12 protein-coding genes are annotated in these 15,387 nt (G+C 68.9%); 3 read left to right on the top strand and 9 right to left on the bottom strand.

What is annotated here, in order from left to right:
- Nucleotides 1-17: 17 nt before the first annotated feature.
- Together ACW5E8_RS01575 and ACW5E8_RS01570 are read right to left on the bottom strand one after the other, a co-directional pair.
- A complete protein-coding gene (locus tag ACW5E8_RS01575; protein ID WP_456963752.1) occupies nt 18-1,805 on the bottom strand; it encodes a phosphoenolpyruvate carboxykinase (GTP) in 1,788 nt (595 codons plus the stop codon).
- A 104-nt stretch (nt 1,806-1,909) separates the two neighbouring features.
- Nucleotides 1,910-2,491, bottom strand: a complete 582-nt coding sequence (locus tag ACW5E8_RS01570) for a TetR/AcrR family transcriptional regulator (RefSeq protein WP_456963751.1) — start codon at nt 2,489-2,491, stop codon at nt 1,910-1,912.
- Nucleotides 2,492-2,669: 178 nt separating this feature from the next.
- Here ACW5E8_RS01570 and ACW5E8_RS01565 point away from each other — a divergent pair, with 178 nt between their 5' ends.
- Complete coding sequence (locus tag ACW5E8_RS01565; RefSeq protein ID WP_456963750.1) at nt 2,670-5,144, top strand: acyl-CoA dehydrogenase; 2,475 nt, start codon at nt 2,670-2,672, stop codon at nt 5,142-5,144.
- A gap of 91 nt (nt 5,145-5,235) precedes the next feature.
- Here the strand turns inward: ACW5E8_RS01565 and ACW5E8_RS01560 are convergent, their stop codons facing one another.
- The 5 genes from ACW5E8_RS01560 to ACW5E8_RS01540 form a co-directional block, all read right to left on the bottom strand.
- Nucleotides 5,236-5,811: a DUF922 domain-containing protein gene (locus tag ACW5E8_RS01560; RefSeq protein ID WP_456963749.1), complete on the bottom strand. Its 576-nt coding sequence runs from the start codon at nt 5,809-5,811 to the stop codon at nt 5,236-5,238.
- 72 nt (nt 5,812-5,883) lie between these two features.
- Nucleotides 5,884-7,086 (bottom strand): NAD-dependent epimerase/dehydratase family protein, encoded by a 1,203-nt coding sequence (locus ACW5E8_RS01555; protein ID WP_456963748.1) that lies wholly within the window; start codon nt 7,084-7,086, stop codon nt 5,884-5,886.
- The gene (locus ACW5E8_RS01550) at nt 7,064-8,434 is read right to left on the bottom strand and encodes an NTP/NDP exchange transporter (RefSeq protein WP_456963747.1); all 1,371 of its coding nucleotides are present in this window, start codon (nt 8,432-8,434) and stop codon (nt 7,064-7,066) included. Before ACW5E8_RS01550 ends, ACW5E8_RS01555 begins: the two co-directional genes overlap by 23 nt.
- A complete protein-coding gene (locus ACW5E8_RS01545) occupies nt 8,434-10,317 on the bottom strand; it encodes a M48 family metallopeptidase (protein WP_456963746.1) in 1,884 nt (627 codons plus the stop codon). Before ACW5E8_RS01545 ends, ACW5E8_RS01550 begins: the two co-directional genes overlap by 1 nt.
- 6 nt (nt 10,318-10,323) lie before the next feature.
- Nucleotides 10,324-10,926 (bottom strand): LemA family protein, encoded by a 603-nt coding sequence (locus ACW5E8_RS01540; RefSeq protein WP_456963745.1) that lies wholly within the window; start codon nt 10,924-10,926, stop codon nt 10,324-10,326.
- A 119-nt stretch (nt 10,927-11,045) separates the two neighbouring features.
- Between ACW5E8_RS01540 and ACW5E8_RS01535 the strand changes: the two genes are divergently transcribed.
- Nucleotides 11,046-12,440, top strand: a complete 1,395-nt coding sequence (locus ACW5E8_RS01535) for a serine hydrolase domain-containing protein (RefSeq protein WP_456965204.1) — start codon at nt 11,046-11,048, stop codon at nt 12,438-12,440.
- A gap of 99 nt (nt 12,441-12,539) precedes the next feature.
- On the top strand, nt 12,540-12,980 hold the full coding sequence (locus ACW5E8_RS01530; protein WP_456963744.1) for a hypothetical protein: 441 nt from the start codon (nt 12,540-12,542) through the stop codon (nt 12,978-12,980).
- A 738-nt stretch (nt 12,981-13,718) separates the two neighbouring features.
- Here ACW5E8_RS01530 and gcvH read toward each other — a convergent pair.
- Together gcvH and gcvT are read right to left on the bottom strand one after the other, a co-directional pair.
- Nucleotides 13,719-14,111, bottom strand: coding sequence for a glycine cleavage system protein GcvH (gene gcvH / locus ACW5E8_RS01525; RefSeq protein ID WP_456963743.1), 393 nt, complete (start codon nt 14,109-14,111; stop codon nt 13,719-13,721).
- A 69-nt stretch (nt 14,112-14,180) separates the two neighbouring features.
- Nucleotides 14,181-15,281, bottom strand: a complete 1,101-nt coding sequence (gcvT, locus tag ACW5E8_RS01520) for a glycine cleavage system aminomethyltransferase GcvT (RefSeq protein ID WP_456963742.1) — start codon at nt 15,279-15,281, stop codon at nt 14,181-14,183.
- Nucleotides 15,282-15,387: the final 106 nt, after the last annotated feature.

Here is a 15,387-nt window from a genome sequence, read left to right as displayed (position 1 = left end):
GGAACGTGGAGTCCGGGTCAGACGGCGATTTCGTCGCTGATCCGGCGATGCTCGTCGAGCAGCGCCTCCGGCATGCGTTCACCGAAGCCGTCCAGGAAGCCACCGATCTCGCCGAACTCCGTGCGCCAGCCCTCGCGCTCGAAGCCCAGCAGGGTTGCCAGCGCGGCATCGTCGAGGTCCAGGCCCTCAAGCGCCAGGTCGCCTGCCGCCGGAATGGCGCCGATGGGCGTATCCGTTCCCCCGGCCTCGCCCTTGACGCGGCCGATGATCCATTCGAGCACGCGCAGGTTGTCGCCGAAGCCCGGCCACACGAAGCGGCCGTCGGCATCCTTGCGGAACCAGTTCACGTGGAAGACCTTGGGCAACCGCGCCTCTGGTGTGTCGAAGGACAGCCAGTGGCTGAAGTAGTCGGCGAAGTTGTAGCCGCAGAACGGCTTCATCGCCATCGGGTCGCGGCGCATCACGCCGACCGCCCCGGTCGCCGCAGCCGTGGTTTCCGAACCCATGGCCGCGCCGACCAGCACGCCGTGCGTCCAGTCGCGCGCCTCGAACACCAGCGGCACCAGGCTGGCGCGGCGGCCGCCGAAGACGATCGCGCTGATCGGCACGCCCTGCGGTGCTTCGGCCTCGGGCGTCCAGCTCGGGCACTGGCGTGCGCTGACGGTGAAGCGGGAGTTCGGATGCGCGGCCGGGCCGTTGCCGGCGTCGTAGGGACGGCCCTGCCAGTCCTTCGCCGGCTCGCGCTTGTCCAGGCCTTCCCACCAGGGCTGGCCGTCGTCGGTGACCGCGACGTTGGTGAAGATGGTGTTCTGCTGGATCGAAGCCAGGGCATTGGGGTTGGACTTTTCAGACGTTCCCGGCGCCACGCCGAAGAAGCCGGCCTCCGGATTGATCGCCCACAGCCGCCCGTCTTCGCCCGGGTGCATCCAGCAGATATCGTCACCGACCGTCCACACCTTCCAGCCCTTTTCACGGTAGGACTCCGGCGGGATCAGCATGGCCAGGTTGGTCTTCCCGCAGGCGCTGGGGAACGCCGCGGCGACGTAATGCACTTCGCCCTGCGGGTTCTCGATGCCGACGATCAGCATGTGCTCGGCCAGCCAGCCCTCCTGCCGCGCCTGGTGCGACGCGATGCGCAGCGCGTGGCACTTCTTGCCCAGCAGCGCGTTGCCGCCGTAGCCCGAGCCGTAGGACTTGATCGCCAGCTCTTCCGGGAAATGCATGATGTAGCGGCGCCCGGGATCGAGCTCGCCGGTGGAATGCAGGCCGCGCACGAACATGCCTTCGCGCTCGATGCGGGCCAGCGCCCCGGCGCCCATGCGCGTCATCAGCCGCATGTTGGCGACGACGTACGCGGAGTCGGTGATCTCGACCCCGCAGCGCGCCAGCGGCGAATCGATCGGACCCATGCAGTACGGGACGACATACATCGTGCGGCCCTGCATGCAGCCGTCGAAGAGGGCATCGATCTTGGCGTGCGCCTCGGCCGGCGCCATCCAGTGGTTGTTGGGGCCGGCGTCATCCCGGTTGGACGGACAGACGAAGGTCAGGTGCTCGACCCGGGCCACGTCATCGGGACTGGAGCGGTGCAGCGCGCAGCCCGGGTGGGTGTCCTGGTTCAAGGGCAGCAGGGTGCCATCGGCCATCATGGCCGCCTCCAGGCCGGCGGCTTCGGTGTCGCTGCCGTCGCACCACACCACGCGATCCGGCCGGGTCAGCGCCGCGACCTCGTCGACCCACTGCCGCAGGGACGCAAGCCGCGTGCCGGGCGTCGCACGGGCGCCCTGCTGGGGAACTGCATTCATGTGTCTTGCGCCTCCGCAAAGCGCTTTTTTCAGGCTGGACCACCAATTCTAGCCAGCCGGCACCCCGCCGCGTGCTGCAGTGCAATAAGCAGCAATGCTCCGCGTCAGCCCGGCACCAGGGTGCGGGTCAGGTGCTCGACGTATTCATCGAACTCTTCCTGCGGCATCCGGGCCTGGTGCAATTGCAGGTTCAACTGCAGGAAGCCGACATATGCGGCATAGGTCAGCCGCGCGCGGTGCCGTGCCTCGGTGCGGCCCAGGCCGGCCTGCCGGAACGACGCGGTGAGGTAATCGAGCCGGCGCTGCGACACACGGTCGATCACCGGCTGCACGGCCGGATGGTCCGGCGCCTTGAGCAGCGCGCTGTACACCACGTGCGACTTGAACTCCCGGGCCACCATCTGGAACAGCGCGCGCAGGCGTTCGCGGGGATCGGGAACGGCCTCGAGCTTGCCGAAGACGTCCTGCTCCTCGAACGCCTCCCAACGCTCCAGCGCAGCCTGCAGCAGCGCGTCGCGGGACGGGAAATGCCAATAGAAACTGCCCTTGGTGACGCCCAGCCGGCGTGCAAGCGGTTCGACCGCCACCGCGGATACGCCGAGCTCGGCGACCAGGTCCAGTGCGGCCTCGGCCCAGTCATCGGCGCTGAGGCGGCTGCGTTCGCTTTTTGCCGCAGGCTTCTTCATTCCCCGAGTGTATCCATACGCATGGGTGCGGGACAGCACTCGGCGGGCCACCGCGTTGACAGCGCCGGGTGCCGATGTCCATACTGATCCGTATGGCCCGTGCGCGGCCGTGTCGTCTGCGGGTGCACACTGGCTTCCACCAGCCGAAGGCGAGCCGAGCGCTCGCGGAGACCGTGCCATGAGTATCGTCGTCCCCTTCCTCGTCCTGCTGCTGGTTGGCGCGTTCGCCGCCTACCACCGGATGCGCCTGGCCACCTGGGCGGCCATCACTGCCGCCGCGCTCGCCGCCTGCTGGCTGCTGGGCGCCAGCATTCCGGCCACCGTGGTCGCCATCGCCATCGCCGCCCTGGTCGCCGTGCCCCTGCTGCTGCCGGTGATCCGGAAGCCCCTGGTCACCGCGCCGCTGCTGAAGTTCTACCGCAAGATCCTGCCGCCGCTGTCGCAGACCGAACGCATCGCGCTGGAGGCCGGCTCGGTCGGCTTCGAAGGCGAGCTGTTCTCGGGCGCGCCGGACTGGAACGTCCTGATGTCGCAGCCCAAGCCGGAGCTCACCGTCGAGGAGCAGGCATTCCTGGACGGTCCAGTGGAGCAGCTCTGCCGGATGACCGACGACTGGGACATCACCCATGTCCGCGCCGACCTGCCGCCGGAGATGTGGCAGTTCATGAAGGACCGGCGCTTCTTCGGGATGATCATTCCGAAGGAATACGGCGGCCTGGGCTTCAGCGCGCTGGCCCACCACAAGGTGATCCAGAAGCTGGCCTCGATCTCCAGCGTGGTCAGCTCGACCGTGGGCGTGCCGAACTCGCTTGGCCCCGGCGAACTGCTGATGCACTACGGCACCCAGGCGCAGAAGGACTATTACCTGCCGCGCCTGGCCGATGGCCGCGACGTGCCCTGTTTCGGCCTGACCGGTCCCTTCGCGGGCTCGGACGCGACCTCGATCCCGGACTTCGGCATCGTCTGCAAGGGTGAGTGGAACGGCGCCCAGGTGCTGGGCCTGAAGCTCACCTTCGACAAGCGCTACATCACGCTCGCGCCCGTGGCTTCGCTGATCGGCCTGGCCTTCCGCATGTACGACCCCGACGGCCTGCTCGGCGACACCCGCGACATCGGCATCACGCTTGCCCTGGTGCCGCGCGAGGTCGAGGGCATGGACATCGGCCGCCGCCACTTCCCGCTCAACTCGCCGTTCCAGAACGGCCCGATCCACGGCCGCGAAGTGTTCGTGCCCCTGAGCCAGGTGATCGGCGAGGAAAACGGCTTCGGCGAAGGCTGGCGGATGCTCAGCGAGTGCCTGTCGATCGGGCGCTCGATCACCCTGCCCTCCACCGCCAGCGGCGGCGCCAAGTCCGGCGCGGTCACCACCGGTGCCTATGCGCGCATCCGCAAGCAGTTCGGGCTGTCGATCGGCCGCTTCGAGGGCGTCGAAGAGGCGCTGGCGCGCATCGGCGGCAAGGCGTATGCGATCAGCGCGCTGTCGCAGGCGACCGCGGCGGCGGTCGACCGTGGCGACGTGCCCGCGGTGCCCTCGGCGATCGCCAAGTACCACTGCACCGAGATGGGCCGGGAAGTGGCCAAGGACGTCATGGACGTCATCGGCGGCAAGGGCATCATCCTCGGCCCGCGCAACTTCGCCGGCCGCGCATGGCAGGCCTCGCCGATCGCGATCACGGTCGAGGGCGCCAACATCATGACCCGCAGCCTGCTGATCTTCGGCCAGGGCGCGATCCTCTGCCATCCGTGGGTGATGAAGGAGATGAAGGCGGCGCAGGATCCCGACGAGCGGGCTGGCCTGGAAGCCTTCGACCGCGCGCTCTTCGGCCACATCGGCTATGCGATTTCCAACGCGGTGCGCTCGGTGTGGTTCGCAGTGACGGGCTCGCGCTTCGGCAGGGCGCCGGGCGACGACTACACCCGCCGCTTCTTCCGCCGCCTCAACCGCCATTCCGCCAACCTGGCGCTGATGGCCGACGTGTCGATGCTGATGCTGGGCGGCAAGCTCAAGTTCAAGGAGTCGCTGTCGGGCCGCCTGGGTGACGTGCTCAGCCACCTGTACATGACCAGCGCCATCCTCAAGCGCTACCACGACGAAGGCACGCCGGTCGCCGATCGCCCGCTGCTGGCGTGGGCGTACCACGACAGCGTGCACAAGATCGAAACCGCGCTGTCCGCGGCGCTGCGCAACTTCCCGATCCGCCCGGTGGGCTGGCTGATGTGGCTGCTGATCTTCCCGCTCGGCCGCCGCGCCGAAGCGCCGGGCGACCGGCTGGGCCATCGCGTCGCGGCGCTGCTGATGACGCCGAACGAAGCCCGCGACCGGCTCGCATCCGGCGTCTTCACCACGCCCTGCGCGAACAACCCCGCCGGCCGCATCAACAGCTACCTGGCCGCCGCCGTGGCCGCGGAGCCGGTGGAGCGCAAGTTCCTCAAGGCGCTGAAGAACAAGGGCATCGAGGCGCTGGACTTCGCCAGCCAGCTCGACGAGGGCGTGCGCGAGGGCTGGATCACCGCCGAGGAGCGGGTGCAGCTCGAAGAGCTGCGCGAGATGACGCTCGACGCGATCACCGTCGACGACTTCGACGCGCATGAGCTGCGCGCGGCGACGTACTACAACCCGGAACGCCCGGACGGCAACCGCGAAGCAGCCTGAGGCCTCCAGCAACGCGTTACCGGGGTTCCCTGCCCGCCTGCCCACCCACGTGTCGGGCAGCGGGCATGTCCGCGGCAGCGCCGCACGCTAGCTATGACGCGGAAGCATCGTCGAGGAGTCCGTCCTGCGTGCGCTCGTCGAAGAACCGGTCACGCATCCGCAGCTTCCAGGTGGCCCGGCGCACCATGCTGTCCACCCTCGTCTGCAGACGCAGGCAGTCATCCTCGGGCGCAAGACGCAGCAAGGCGGCGTGCAGCTCGTGGGCCGCCTCGGTCGCATGGCGGCGATGTCCTTCCTCATGGCGCTCGAGCCGTCCGAGTGCGCCCAGCCATTGCTGCCGCACCTCTCTTCCGGCATGTGGCGCTGGCTGCCACTCGGGCAGCGTCGTCACGATGTCCACCGACAGCTCCAGCCCCCCGAGGGTGCAGCCATCAGCGCCCTGGTCGAGCTGTGCTTCGACCGAGAGCCTGCTGCTGGTCCGGCCATGCCCCGAGGCCATGCCTTGTGGAGCATGGTGGCGCAGCTGTTCGCGTATGCGGCCAATGCTGTTGCCCTGCACCGCGTAGTACGAGGTGGTGTGGTTGATGCGGACGGGAGGAAAACGATCCTCGGGTCGACCATGCTCCGCCAGTAGCAGGACGGCAACCGTAGCCATTCGAACGAGCATGGAGGCGGATCCGACGCGTCCAGCCGGCCTTAGCACGGCGCATGACGCGCGTGCGTGCGCGGACGGCTCGGCTCATCGCCCACGTTCATGCCAGGCCGCCAGCACGGCCGCCTCGCGCTCATGCGTGATTCCCGCCTTGGGCTGTGCACGACGCTCCGGCGGAAGCCAGCGCCAGTAGTCCAGGGTGTCACCGACCGTGTCCTCGAGCGAACGCGTGCGCAGGCCGATCGCATGCGCACGCGCCGTGCTGATGTGGCCAAAGCCGGCGTAATCACCTGTCGCGGGGATCCACGCCGGCATGTCCTGCCAGGGCGACACGCCCTGCGCCTCCAGGAAGTCCGCCGGCACCCACGTCAGCGTGGAATCGTGGCCAGGCGGCTGCGGGCACGGTGCGCGCACGCACTGGATGGTGTTCATGCGCCGCGACACGTCCTGGCAGGTCGCCAGCAGCCGGCCCATGGTGATCGAACCCGCAGGCGCGTCGGCGTTGTAGATCCCCGTGTGGCGCTGCTCCAGCGCGAGCAGCAGGAAATCCGCGAGGTCGCGCACGTCGATGAACTGCGTCGGATCGTCTGGCGCACCGGGCGCGAGGATCTCGCCGCCACGGTCGGCCCGCGCCGGCCAGTAGGTGAAGCGGTCGGTGGTGTCGCCCGGACCGACGATCAGCCCGGGACGGACGATGGTGGTGCGTCCGGGGAGTTCGGCTTCGGCGGCGCGCTCGCACAGCGCCTTGAGCCCGCCGTAGGTCTCACCGGTGACTTCGGTGACGCTCGGGTCGGCGAGGATCGCGAGCGACGCGTCCTCGTCCTGGCCCCGCCGGTCGGTCTTCGCATAGACCGAAATCGTCGACACCATCAGGTACTGCCCCACTCGGGGCGCGAGCAGCCGCGCCGCGCGGGTGACGTCGGCCGGCACGTAGGCGGAGGTATCGAGCACCGCGTCCCAGCGGCGGTCGCCTCCCAGCGCGGAGAGGTCGACCTTGCGATCGCCGCGCAGCTGTTCGATGTCGGCGAACTCCTCGCCCTCGAAGCGCTCCGGGTTGCTCTTGCCACGGTTGAACAGGGTCAGCCGATGGCCCTTCGCGCGCGCGGCGGCGACAAAGTGCGGACCGAGGAAGCCGGTGCCGCCCAGCACGAGGATCCGCATCGGTGCAGCGGCGCCGGCGGCTTCGGGTCCGGCACCGCCGGCGAGGCTGCGCGCGCAGGCCGGCAGGGCCAGGGCAACGGCACCGGCAAGGCCGGCCTTCAGGAGGTCACGTCGGCTTGGGTGTCGCATGCACGGGCTCCGCGGCGGGGTCGTCCGGGAGCGTGCGCTCGGCGCGCACCACGCGCCATGCGCCGTAGGTCATGCCCACCGCGATACCCAGGCCGGCCAGGAACACCATGCTCGACCCCAGCGCCGCCAGCGCCTTGTGCATCCACACGAAGGTGAGGTCGCCGCCGCGGTAGACCGCGGTGTCGATCACCGCCTTGGCCTTGTAGCGCTCCTCGCGGTCGACGCGGGTGTACAGCGTTTCCCGCGCGGGCTTGGCCAGCGAGAATTCGCTGGCACGGGTGACGATCTGCACGATCGCCACCAGCATCGGCAGCGGCGAGGCCGACAGCGCCGCGAAGCCCAGCATGATCGCGAACGCCGGCAGCAGCAGCAGCGGCGCGATACCGTAGCGCTGCAGCAGGAAGCGGGTCAGCAGCAGCTGGATGGCGATGGTGAGCCCGTTGATCGCCCAGTCGAGCGTCGAGTAGAACGCCGCGCGCTCCTCGGCGGTATCGAAGGCCGCACGCACGATCGCTGCCTGCTCGTTGTACAGCAGGGTGCCGACACCGACACCGAAGAACATCAGCATCGCCAGCGCGCGCAGCAGCGGCCGCTCCCAGACCAGGCGCAGGCCGGCCAGGATCGAACCGCCCATCGCGCGCCCGTCCGCGCCGCCACCGTGGCTGCGCTCGCGGGCCAGCGCCCAGGGCCGCAGCTTGATGATGCACAGCAGGCAGACGGCGATGAAACCGGCGGACACCAGCAGCAGGTTGGCCACGCCCACCGGCCCCACCAGGAAGCGCGTGATGGCCGGACCGACCAGGGCGCCGATGGTGCCGCCGGCACCGATGTAGCCGTAGAACTGCTTCGCGTTGGCGTTGTCGAAGACATCCGCCATGAAGCTCCAGAACACGCTCACCGCGAACAGGTTGAAGACCGCCACCCAGACGAAGAACACCGCGCCGCGCCCCGGGATGCCGCTGTCGAAGGCCCACCAGAAGCCGAGCAGGCAGGCGATGAAGACCAGGTATACCGCCGGCAGGAACACGCGCCGCGGAAAGCGCGACACCAGCGCCCCGTACAGCGGCTGCAGCAGCACCATGGCGATGAAGGTGGCGGTGAACAGCAGCTGCAGGGTGAAGTCACCGACCTCGATGCCCATGCGCTCGCCCAGCGCGATCAGGCCACGCGGGAATACGGCGGCCGCGTCCGACGAGGCGCCCATGGCGTCTCGCACGGGGCGTAGCACGTAGTAACCACAGAGCAGGCTGAAGAAGTACAGCATCGCCCACCACAGTGGCGGCGACGCGGACAGCGCGGTCCGGAAACGGCCCAGGCGCCGTCCGGTACCCATCTGCTCGCCGGGCATCAGGCCGCCTCGAGTCCGGGAGGCAGCGGGCAATGCAGCACGCCGCAGATGGTGCGAAGCAGCTCGGACTCCGCCACCGAGATCCGGCCGTCGTGGCTGGCCGCGGCGGTCACCGCCTCAACCATCACCTGCTTGGCAAGCGGCTCCAGCGCATCAAGCGCCGCCCAGACCTCGTCGAGTGCGAGCACGCCGGTGGCCGGCGGCGCGTACGGCACGTGATCCCGCGGCAGCACGCGCTGCAGGCCGGCCAGGTAGGCGCGCTGCGCGGCTGCCGGATCGTCCGGGCTGCCGGCGTGCGCCACGACCGCGAGCAGGGTCGCGAACTCCTGGCGCACGCTGCCGGGCTTGCGGCGGCCGAAGCGCGCATGGCTGCGCGGGTCCAGCGACTCGCGCAGCTGGACTTCGAGCAATCGCGCCAGGCAGTACTCGAACAACGATACGCGACCGTCGCAGTGCACCACCGCATGCACCGTGTCGAGGAACGTCTCCAGCTCCGGGCGCGGCCGCTTGCGCAGCACCGGGAACGCGATCGACGCCAGGGGCAGGCGCTGCATCGGATGCAGCGCAGCCAGGTCGCCGCGATGCAGTGCCAGCGCACCCTGGGCCACGGCGTCGCCGAGGCGCGCGGTGATTTCAGGCAGCTGGCGACCGCGCATCGCGGCGTCGTCGTCGAGCAGCAGCCCCAGCACCAGCGGCAGCACCGCCTCACGCGAGCGGGCCAGCGTGCCCAGCGCGTCGGGCATGGCGTGGACGATGGCGTCGGCGCGGTGGTAGTCGTCCGCCTCCGGATGGCCGACCTGGGCGGACACCATCGGTGGCGTGACAGCGAGGTTGCCATCGCGCGCCGGCAGCGTGCCCGGGTGCCCGTCCAGGCCCATCATCCGGTCTTCCTGCAGGCCCGAGGGCGGCGTCATCGCCCACTGCCCGCGCATGCGTTCGAGCTGCTCGCCGCGGAAGCCCGGCTCCAAGGCCTGGATGCGCTCGAGGATCGGAGGATGGGTGGCGAACAGGCCGCTGAACCCCACGCCATCGCCGAACAGCATGTGGCTGGCCTCTTCAGCGTCGGCCTTGTCGCTCAGGCGCGCGCCCTCGGGCAGGCCTGCGATCTTCTTCAGCGCGCCGGCCAGGCCCGCGGTCTGCCGCGTGAACTGGACCGCCGACGCATCCGCCAGGCGTTCGCGCGTGCGGCTGACGCTGGCCTTGATCATGCGTGCGAAGAACATGCCGATCGCGCCCACCAGGATCGCCACCAGCGCCGCGACCAGGATCGCGGCGCCATTGCGGCTGCGGCCACCCCCGAGGTACAGCACCTTGCGCCCGATCAGGCTGATCATGAGGATGCCGAACAGCACCCCCATCAGGCGGATGTTGAGGCGCATGTCGCCGTTGAGCACGTGGCTGAATTCATGGGCGATGACGCCCTGCAGCTCATCGCGGTTGAGGCGATCGAGCGCACCGCGGGTCACCGCGATCGCCGCATCGCTGGTCGAGTAGCCGGCCGCGAAGGCGTTGATCGCCCCCTCGTTTTCCAGCACGTAGAGGCTGGGCACCGGCACGCCCGAGGCGATCGCGATCTCCTCGACCACGTTGCGCAGGCGGCGCAGCGATGCATCGGTGGTGTCCTGCGGCACCGGCGTGCCGCCGAACTGCAGGGCCACGGCGTCGCCACCGCCGCGCAGCGAGGCCAGCCGGTACAGCGAGCCCAGCCCGATCACCGCCAGCGTGGCCAGCGTGGTGAATGCCAGCAGGCCCCAGTTGGGGCCGGCCACCACTGCCACCGCGATGTCGATGGCCAGCACGATGCCGACCACCGCCAGCGCGAACAGGACGACCAGGCGGGTGCTGCTGCGGCGGGCCTGCGCCTGCTGCTCGAAGAAGTTCATCGAGCTTTAGAACTGGACCTTGGGCGCCTCGCGGACCTCGGCCTTGTCGGCCGGGATTTCCAGCAGCGCCGCGGCGTCGAAGTTGAACATGCCGGCCAGGATGTTGGACGGGAACACCTCACGCTTGATGTTGTAGGCCATCACCGAGTCGTTGTAGGCCTGGCGCGCGAACGCCACGCGGTTCTCCGTGGAGGTGAGCTCTTCGGTGAGCTGCATCATGTTCTGGTTGGCCTTGAGGTCCGGATAGGCCTCGGCCACCATCATCAGACGGCCCAGCGCGCTGTTGAGCATGCCTTGCGACTGGCCGAGCTCGGCCATCGCCGCGGGGTCGCCCGGGCTGGCCTTGGCCGCCGACAGGCCCGACATCGCGGCGCTGCGGGCGGCGATCACCGCCTCCAGGGTCTCGCGCTCGTGCTTGAGGTAGCCCTTGGCGGTCTCGACGAGGTTCGGGATCAGGTCGAAGCGGCGCTGCAGCTGCACGTCGATCTGGGCGAAGGCGTTCTTGAATGCGTTGCGGGCGGTGACGAGGCCGTTGTAGATGCCCACGCCCCACATCAGTGCGACCACGATCACACCGGCAAACACGAGCAGGATCAGCAAGCTGGACATCAAAGCTCCCCTTGTTCATGCAATTGCGGAAACAGGGGCATATGATCACCCCGCAGTCGCAGCATACGCAGGGGGAACGCCCGATGAAAGACGCAGCGCGCACGCCTCCCCGCCTCTTCCTGGTCGCAGGTTTGCTGGCATGCCTCACGCCGATGGCGGCGGGTACTGCGGCGCAGACAAAACTCCAGTGGCAGCCGTCCGCCGATGTCCAGGCGGAAGCCACGCAGGCAGCCACCGTGGCGGACGGTCCATCGCCCTTGCTGCCGCCCGGCACCACGTCGATGCCGTTGTCCAGCGACTTCGACGTCGCCCGCTTCGAAGCCATGGCACAGATGGTGGTTGCCAACCAGCGCGTGCCCGGCCTGGCGATGGCCATCGTCCACAAGGGCGAGGTCCTCAGCGCGCGCGGCTATGGCATTACCGATGTCAGTGCCGCCGAGCCGGTCGACGCGCATACCGTGTTCCGCCTGGCATCGCTGTCCAAGCCGTTCGCCGGCACCATGACCGGATTGCTCGTGGCCGAAGGGTCGCTGCGCTGGGACAGCAACGTCGCCGACTTCATGCCGGCGCTGCGCTTCTCCAATCCCGATGCCGCCGGCAAGCTGACCGTCGCCGACGTCCTCAGCCACCGCGTCGGCCTGGGCCGCAACACCTATGACCGCGACATCGAGCGCAACGCCGACTACCGCACCCTGGTGCAAAGGTTCGCCGACGCGCCCATGACCTGCGACGTCGGCGACTGCTACAGCTACCAGAACGTGGCCTTCAGCCTGGTCGGCGACGTGGTGTTCGCCGCCACCGGCCAGTTCTTCAGCGAGGCCGTCACCGGGCGCATCTTCAAGCCGCTGGGCATGAACGATGCGAGCTACGGCCTTGAAGGCATCCAGGCGAGCCCGCGCTGGGCCAAGCCGCACGTACGCGCGGGCGGCGGCTGGCGTTCACTGATGCCCAAGCCCACGTACTACCGGGTCGCGCCGGCCGCGGGCGTCAACGCCAGCATCAGCGACATGGCGCAGTGGCTGATCGCGCAGTCGGGGCGGCGCCCCGACGTGCTGCCTGCGCCGCTGCTTGCAACGCTCCAGCAGCCGCTGGTGTCGACGCCGCAGGAGACACGCAGCTCGTCCTGGCGGCGGGAGCGCGTGAACGAGGCCGGGTATGCCCTGGGCTGGCGCGTCTATGAATATGCCGGCCATCGCGTGGTCTTCCATGCGGGCGCGGTGCAGGGCTACCGGGGCCTGATGGCCCTGATGCCCGAGCGCGACCTCGGCGTGGTCGTGCTGTGGAACGGCGAAAGCAGCCTGCCCACCGGCCTGCTGCCGACCATCCTCGACAGCGCCATCGGCTTGGGTCAGCGTCAGTGGCTGGATGTCGACCTCGAAGAGGTGGACGAGCTGCTGCTGGCCAACGCCGCCGACCACGACGGGCAGCACGCACCACCGTCACCCCGCGCCGACCGGCCGCACCCCGGTCCCGCCGGCTCGAGCGCCGCCGCTTCGACCGCCGAGCCACGCTGACCCGCCAAAGAAAAACCCCTCCCCCGCCTGGGCTGCGGGAGAGGGGTCGGGTTTACGGCTATCGGGGTTGCTTACATCAACGGCGCGGGTGCCGCCGGGATGGAGACGACCGGTGCCTTGGCCTTGCGCGGCGCACGCTTTTTCGCCGCCTTCTTGGCGGTCTTCTTCACGGTCTTCTTGGCGGCGGCCTTCTTGGTCGCCTTCTTCGCCGGTGACTTCTTGGCGACAGCCTTCTTGGCAGCCTTCTTGGCCGGACGCTTCGCGACCTTCTTCGCCGCCTTCTTGGCGGTCTTCTTGGTGGCCTTCTTGGCTACCTTCTTCGCGACCTTCTTCTTGGCGACCTTGCGGGTTGCCTTCTTGGCGGTCTTCTTCGCGGCCTTCTTCACGGCGGCCTTCTTCACTGCCTTCTTCGCGACCTTCTTCTTCGCGACCTTCTTGGCGACCTTGCGCGGTGCAGCCTTGCGCACGGCCTTCTTCGCGGTTTTCTTCGCCGCCTTCTTGGCGGGCTTCTTTTTCACGACTTTCTTAGTGGCCATGTGATGGCTCTCCTCGTCTGTGGGACTTGCAGGTACTACTGCCCAGTACGAAACGCACCGCGGGTGTCGGACCCACGGTCAACCGACGACGCGCAGAGCGCGTCGTGCCGGATCTGGTATTGCTCGACACGAAAAAACCCGCTGCGGAGTGCGTCGCGGGTTGCATGATTCGAAGGTCCTCGAGTTTTCGCGGAGGAGACAACGCCCGAGTCCACCATGCCGACCATCCGGCGGTAGGACTGAGTTGTATCGCGCGTTGTCGCTTGGTTCGCACTCACTCGCTTCGTGGCCACGTGTCGTTGTGGCGAAACCTAATCACGGTTTTTTTCGCTGTCAACACCCTTCGTCGCCCCAAGGACGCTGCGCGGGAGCAAGCGTCGACGCCATCGTCGGCGAAAGCGGCGTGCCGACGCGTGGTGCAAGCGACGGGGGAAACGGGAATGCGTCGATGCCCATGCGGGAAAGCGCTTGTTTTAAGTGCTTTGCGCGCGCGGCAGGACGCTCGTGCCGTGCGTGCGCCGATGCACGCGACGCGACGCGGCGCGGCGCGAGTGCTCGTCGCGCCCGCGTGTACGTCGCGTGCAGACGGGTCAAGGACAGTCGCCACCAATGGTGCTGCAATGACCGAATTGCGCGAAAGTGCGCGGACCTTTTCAACCGCTCCCGCGCCCGGACGAAGAACGCCGGGCAATGCCCGGCGTTCCGAAACACGATGCCGCGCGTCGCGCGGCGATGGCGTCCGTCAGTCGTCGCCTTCGATCAGCGCGGCGTAATCGTCGGGAGCAAGCAGCTCCTTGACCTGGTCGGGCTCACTGGCCTCGATCACGAACAGCCAGCCTTCCCCGAACGCGTCTTCGTTGATCGTTTCCGGCTTGTCGGCAAGCGCGGCGTTGACCTCGAGGATCGTCCCCGACACCGGGGCATAGATATCGGAGGCGGCCTTGACCGACTCGACCACCGCGCAGGCGGTGCCCGCCTCCACGCTGTCGCCGACGCCTGGCAGGTCGACATAGACCAGGTCGCCGAGCAGGCCCTGGGCGTGGTCGGAAATGCCGACGGTGACCTTGCCGTCACCTTCGACTCGGGCCCACTCGTGGGACTTCATGAACTTGAGATCGCCAGGGATTTCGCTCATCGCATTGCTCCGGAGACAGCGTTGCTGGGGGGTGGGGGGATTAGTGTAACGAAGGGTCGGGCCGGTGGATCAAATGCCCTCGCGGGGCTGGCCGTCGCGAACGAAAGGATAGGCGACCACGCGCACCGGCACCTCGCGGCCGCGGATGTCCACGCGCACGTCGCCGGGCTCGCCCGCCGGGAGCCGCGCCAGGGCGATCGCCTTGCCCAGCGTGGGCGCGAACGTACCTGACAGGATCTCGCCCTCGCCGCTCGCCGCCAGCACCTTCTGGCCGTGGCGCAGCACGCCCTTCTCGTCCATCACCAAGCCGACGATCTGGCGGGCGTCGCCGCGATCGCGCTGTGCCTCGAGCACCGCGCGACCGTTGAACTCCCGCCCTTCATCCAGCGACACCGTCCAGCCCAGGCCGGCCTCGTAGGGCGTCACCGATTCATCCATGTCCTGGCCGTACAGCGGCAGGCCGGCCTCGAGGCGCAGCGTGTCGCGCGCGCCCAGGCCCGCCGGCGCCACGCCCGCCGCGACCAGCGCGTCCCAGAACGCCACGGCGTGCCCGACTGGCAGCGCGACCTCGAAGCCGTCCTCGCCGGTGTAGCCGGTGCGGGCGATGAACAGCGGCGCGCCATCGGCGGAGCGGACGTCGCGGCTGGCGAACTTGCCGAGCTTGGCGATGGCGGCCTGGTCGTCGCCATGGACCAGGCCCAGCACCTTGTCGCGTGCCTGCGGGCCCTGCACGGCGATCATCGCCAGGTCGTCGCGCACCCGGACCTCGACATCGAACGGCTTCGCCTGGGCGTTGATCCAGGCCAGGTCCTTGTCGCGCGTCGAGGCATTGACCACCAGTCGATAGAAGTCGTCGCCGAGGTAATAGATGATCAGGTCGTCGATCACCCCGCCCTGCTCGTCGAGCATGCAGGTGTACAGGGCCTTGCCCTGGACCTTGAGCTTGTCGACCGAGTTGGCGACCAGCTTGCGCAGGAAGTCGCGCGCGCGCGCGCCGTGCAGGTCGACCACGGTCATGTGCGAGACGTCGAACATGCCGGCGTCGCGGCGCACGTGGTGGTGCTCCTCGATCTGGGAGCCGTAGTTGATCGGCATGTCCCAGCCGCCGAAGTCGACCATCTTCGCGCCGAGCGCGCGGTGGGAGGCGTTGAGGATCGTCTGGCGGGTCATGGGCAAGGGCTCCTGTGCGGCGGAGGACCATTATCCCCGACCGGCATCGCCCCGTGGGGGCAGCCCGGTCCTGGCGTCGACGCAGGGCTGCAACGCTCCGATCCGA

It is taken from the genome of Luteimonas sp. A649, from assembly GCF_054072735.1.
This window is presented reverse-complemented; position numbering and strand designations above follow the sequence as displayed.

What these genes read in the sequence shown, in the direction of transcription:
- ACW5E8_RS01530 (WP_456963744.1), top strand. Translation starts at nt 12,540, where the DNA reads ATGGAGACGACCGGTGCCTTGGCCTTGCGCGGCGCACGCTTTTTCGCC.
- ACW5E8_RS01570 (WP_456963751.1), bottom strand. Translation starts at nt 2,491, where the DNA reads ATGAAGAAGCCTGCGGCAAAAAGCGAACGCAGCCGCCTCAGCGCCGAT.
- ACW5E8_RS01550 (WP_456963747.1), bottom strand. Translation starts at nt 8,434, where the DNA reads ATGCCCGGCGAGCAGATGGGTACCGGACGGCGCCTGGGCCGTTTCCGG.
- ACW5E8_RS01565 (WP_456963750.1), top strand. Translation starts at nt 2,670, where the DNA reads ATGAGTATCGTCGTCCCCTTCCTCGTCCTGCTGCTGGTTGGCGCGTTC.
- ACW5E8_RS01560 (WP_456963749.1), bottom strand. Translation starts at nt 5,811, where the DNA reads ATGCTCGTTCGAATGGCTACGGTTGCCGTCCTGCTACTGGCGGAGCAT.
- ACW5E8_RS01555 (WP_456963748.1), bottom strand. Translation starts at nt 7,086, where the DNA reads ATGCGACACCCAAGCCGACGTGACCTCCTGAAGGCCGGCCTTGCCGGT.
- gcvH (WP_456963743.1), bottom strand. Translation starts at nt 14,111, where the DNA reads ATGAGCGAAATCCCTGGCGATCTCAAGTTCATGAAGTCCCACGAGTGG.
- ACW5E8_RS01545 (WP_456963746.1), bottom strand. Translation starts at nt 10,317, where the DNA reads ATGAACTTCTTCGAGCAGCAGGCGCAGGCCCGCCGCAGCAGCACCCGC.
- ACW5E8_RS01540 (WP_456963745.1), bottom strand. Translation starts at nt 10,926, where the DNA reads ATGTCCAGCTTGCTGATCCTGCTCGTGTTTGCCGGTGTGATCGTGGTC.
- gcvT (WP_456963742.1), bottom strand. Translation starts at nt 15,281, where the DNA reads ATGACCCGCCAGACGATCCTCAACGCCTCCCACCGCGCGCTCGGCGCG.
- ACW5E8_RS01575 (WP_456963752.1), bottom strand. Translation starts at nt 1,805, where the DNA reads ATGAATGCAGTTCCCCAGCAGGGCGCCCGTGCGACGCCCGGCACGCGG.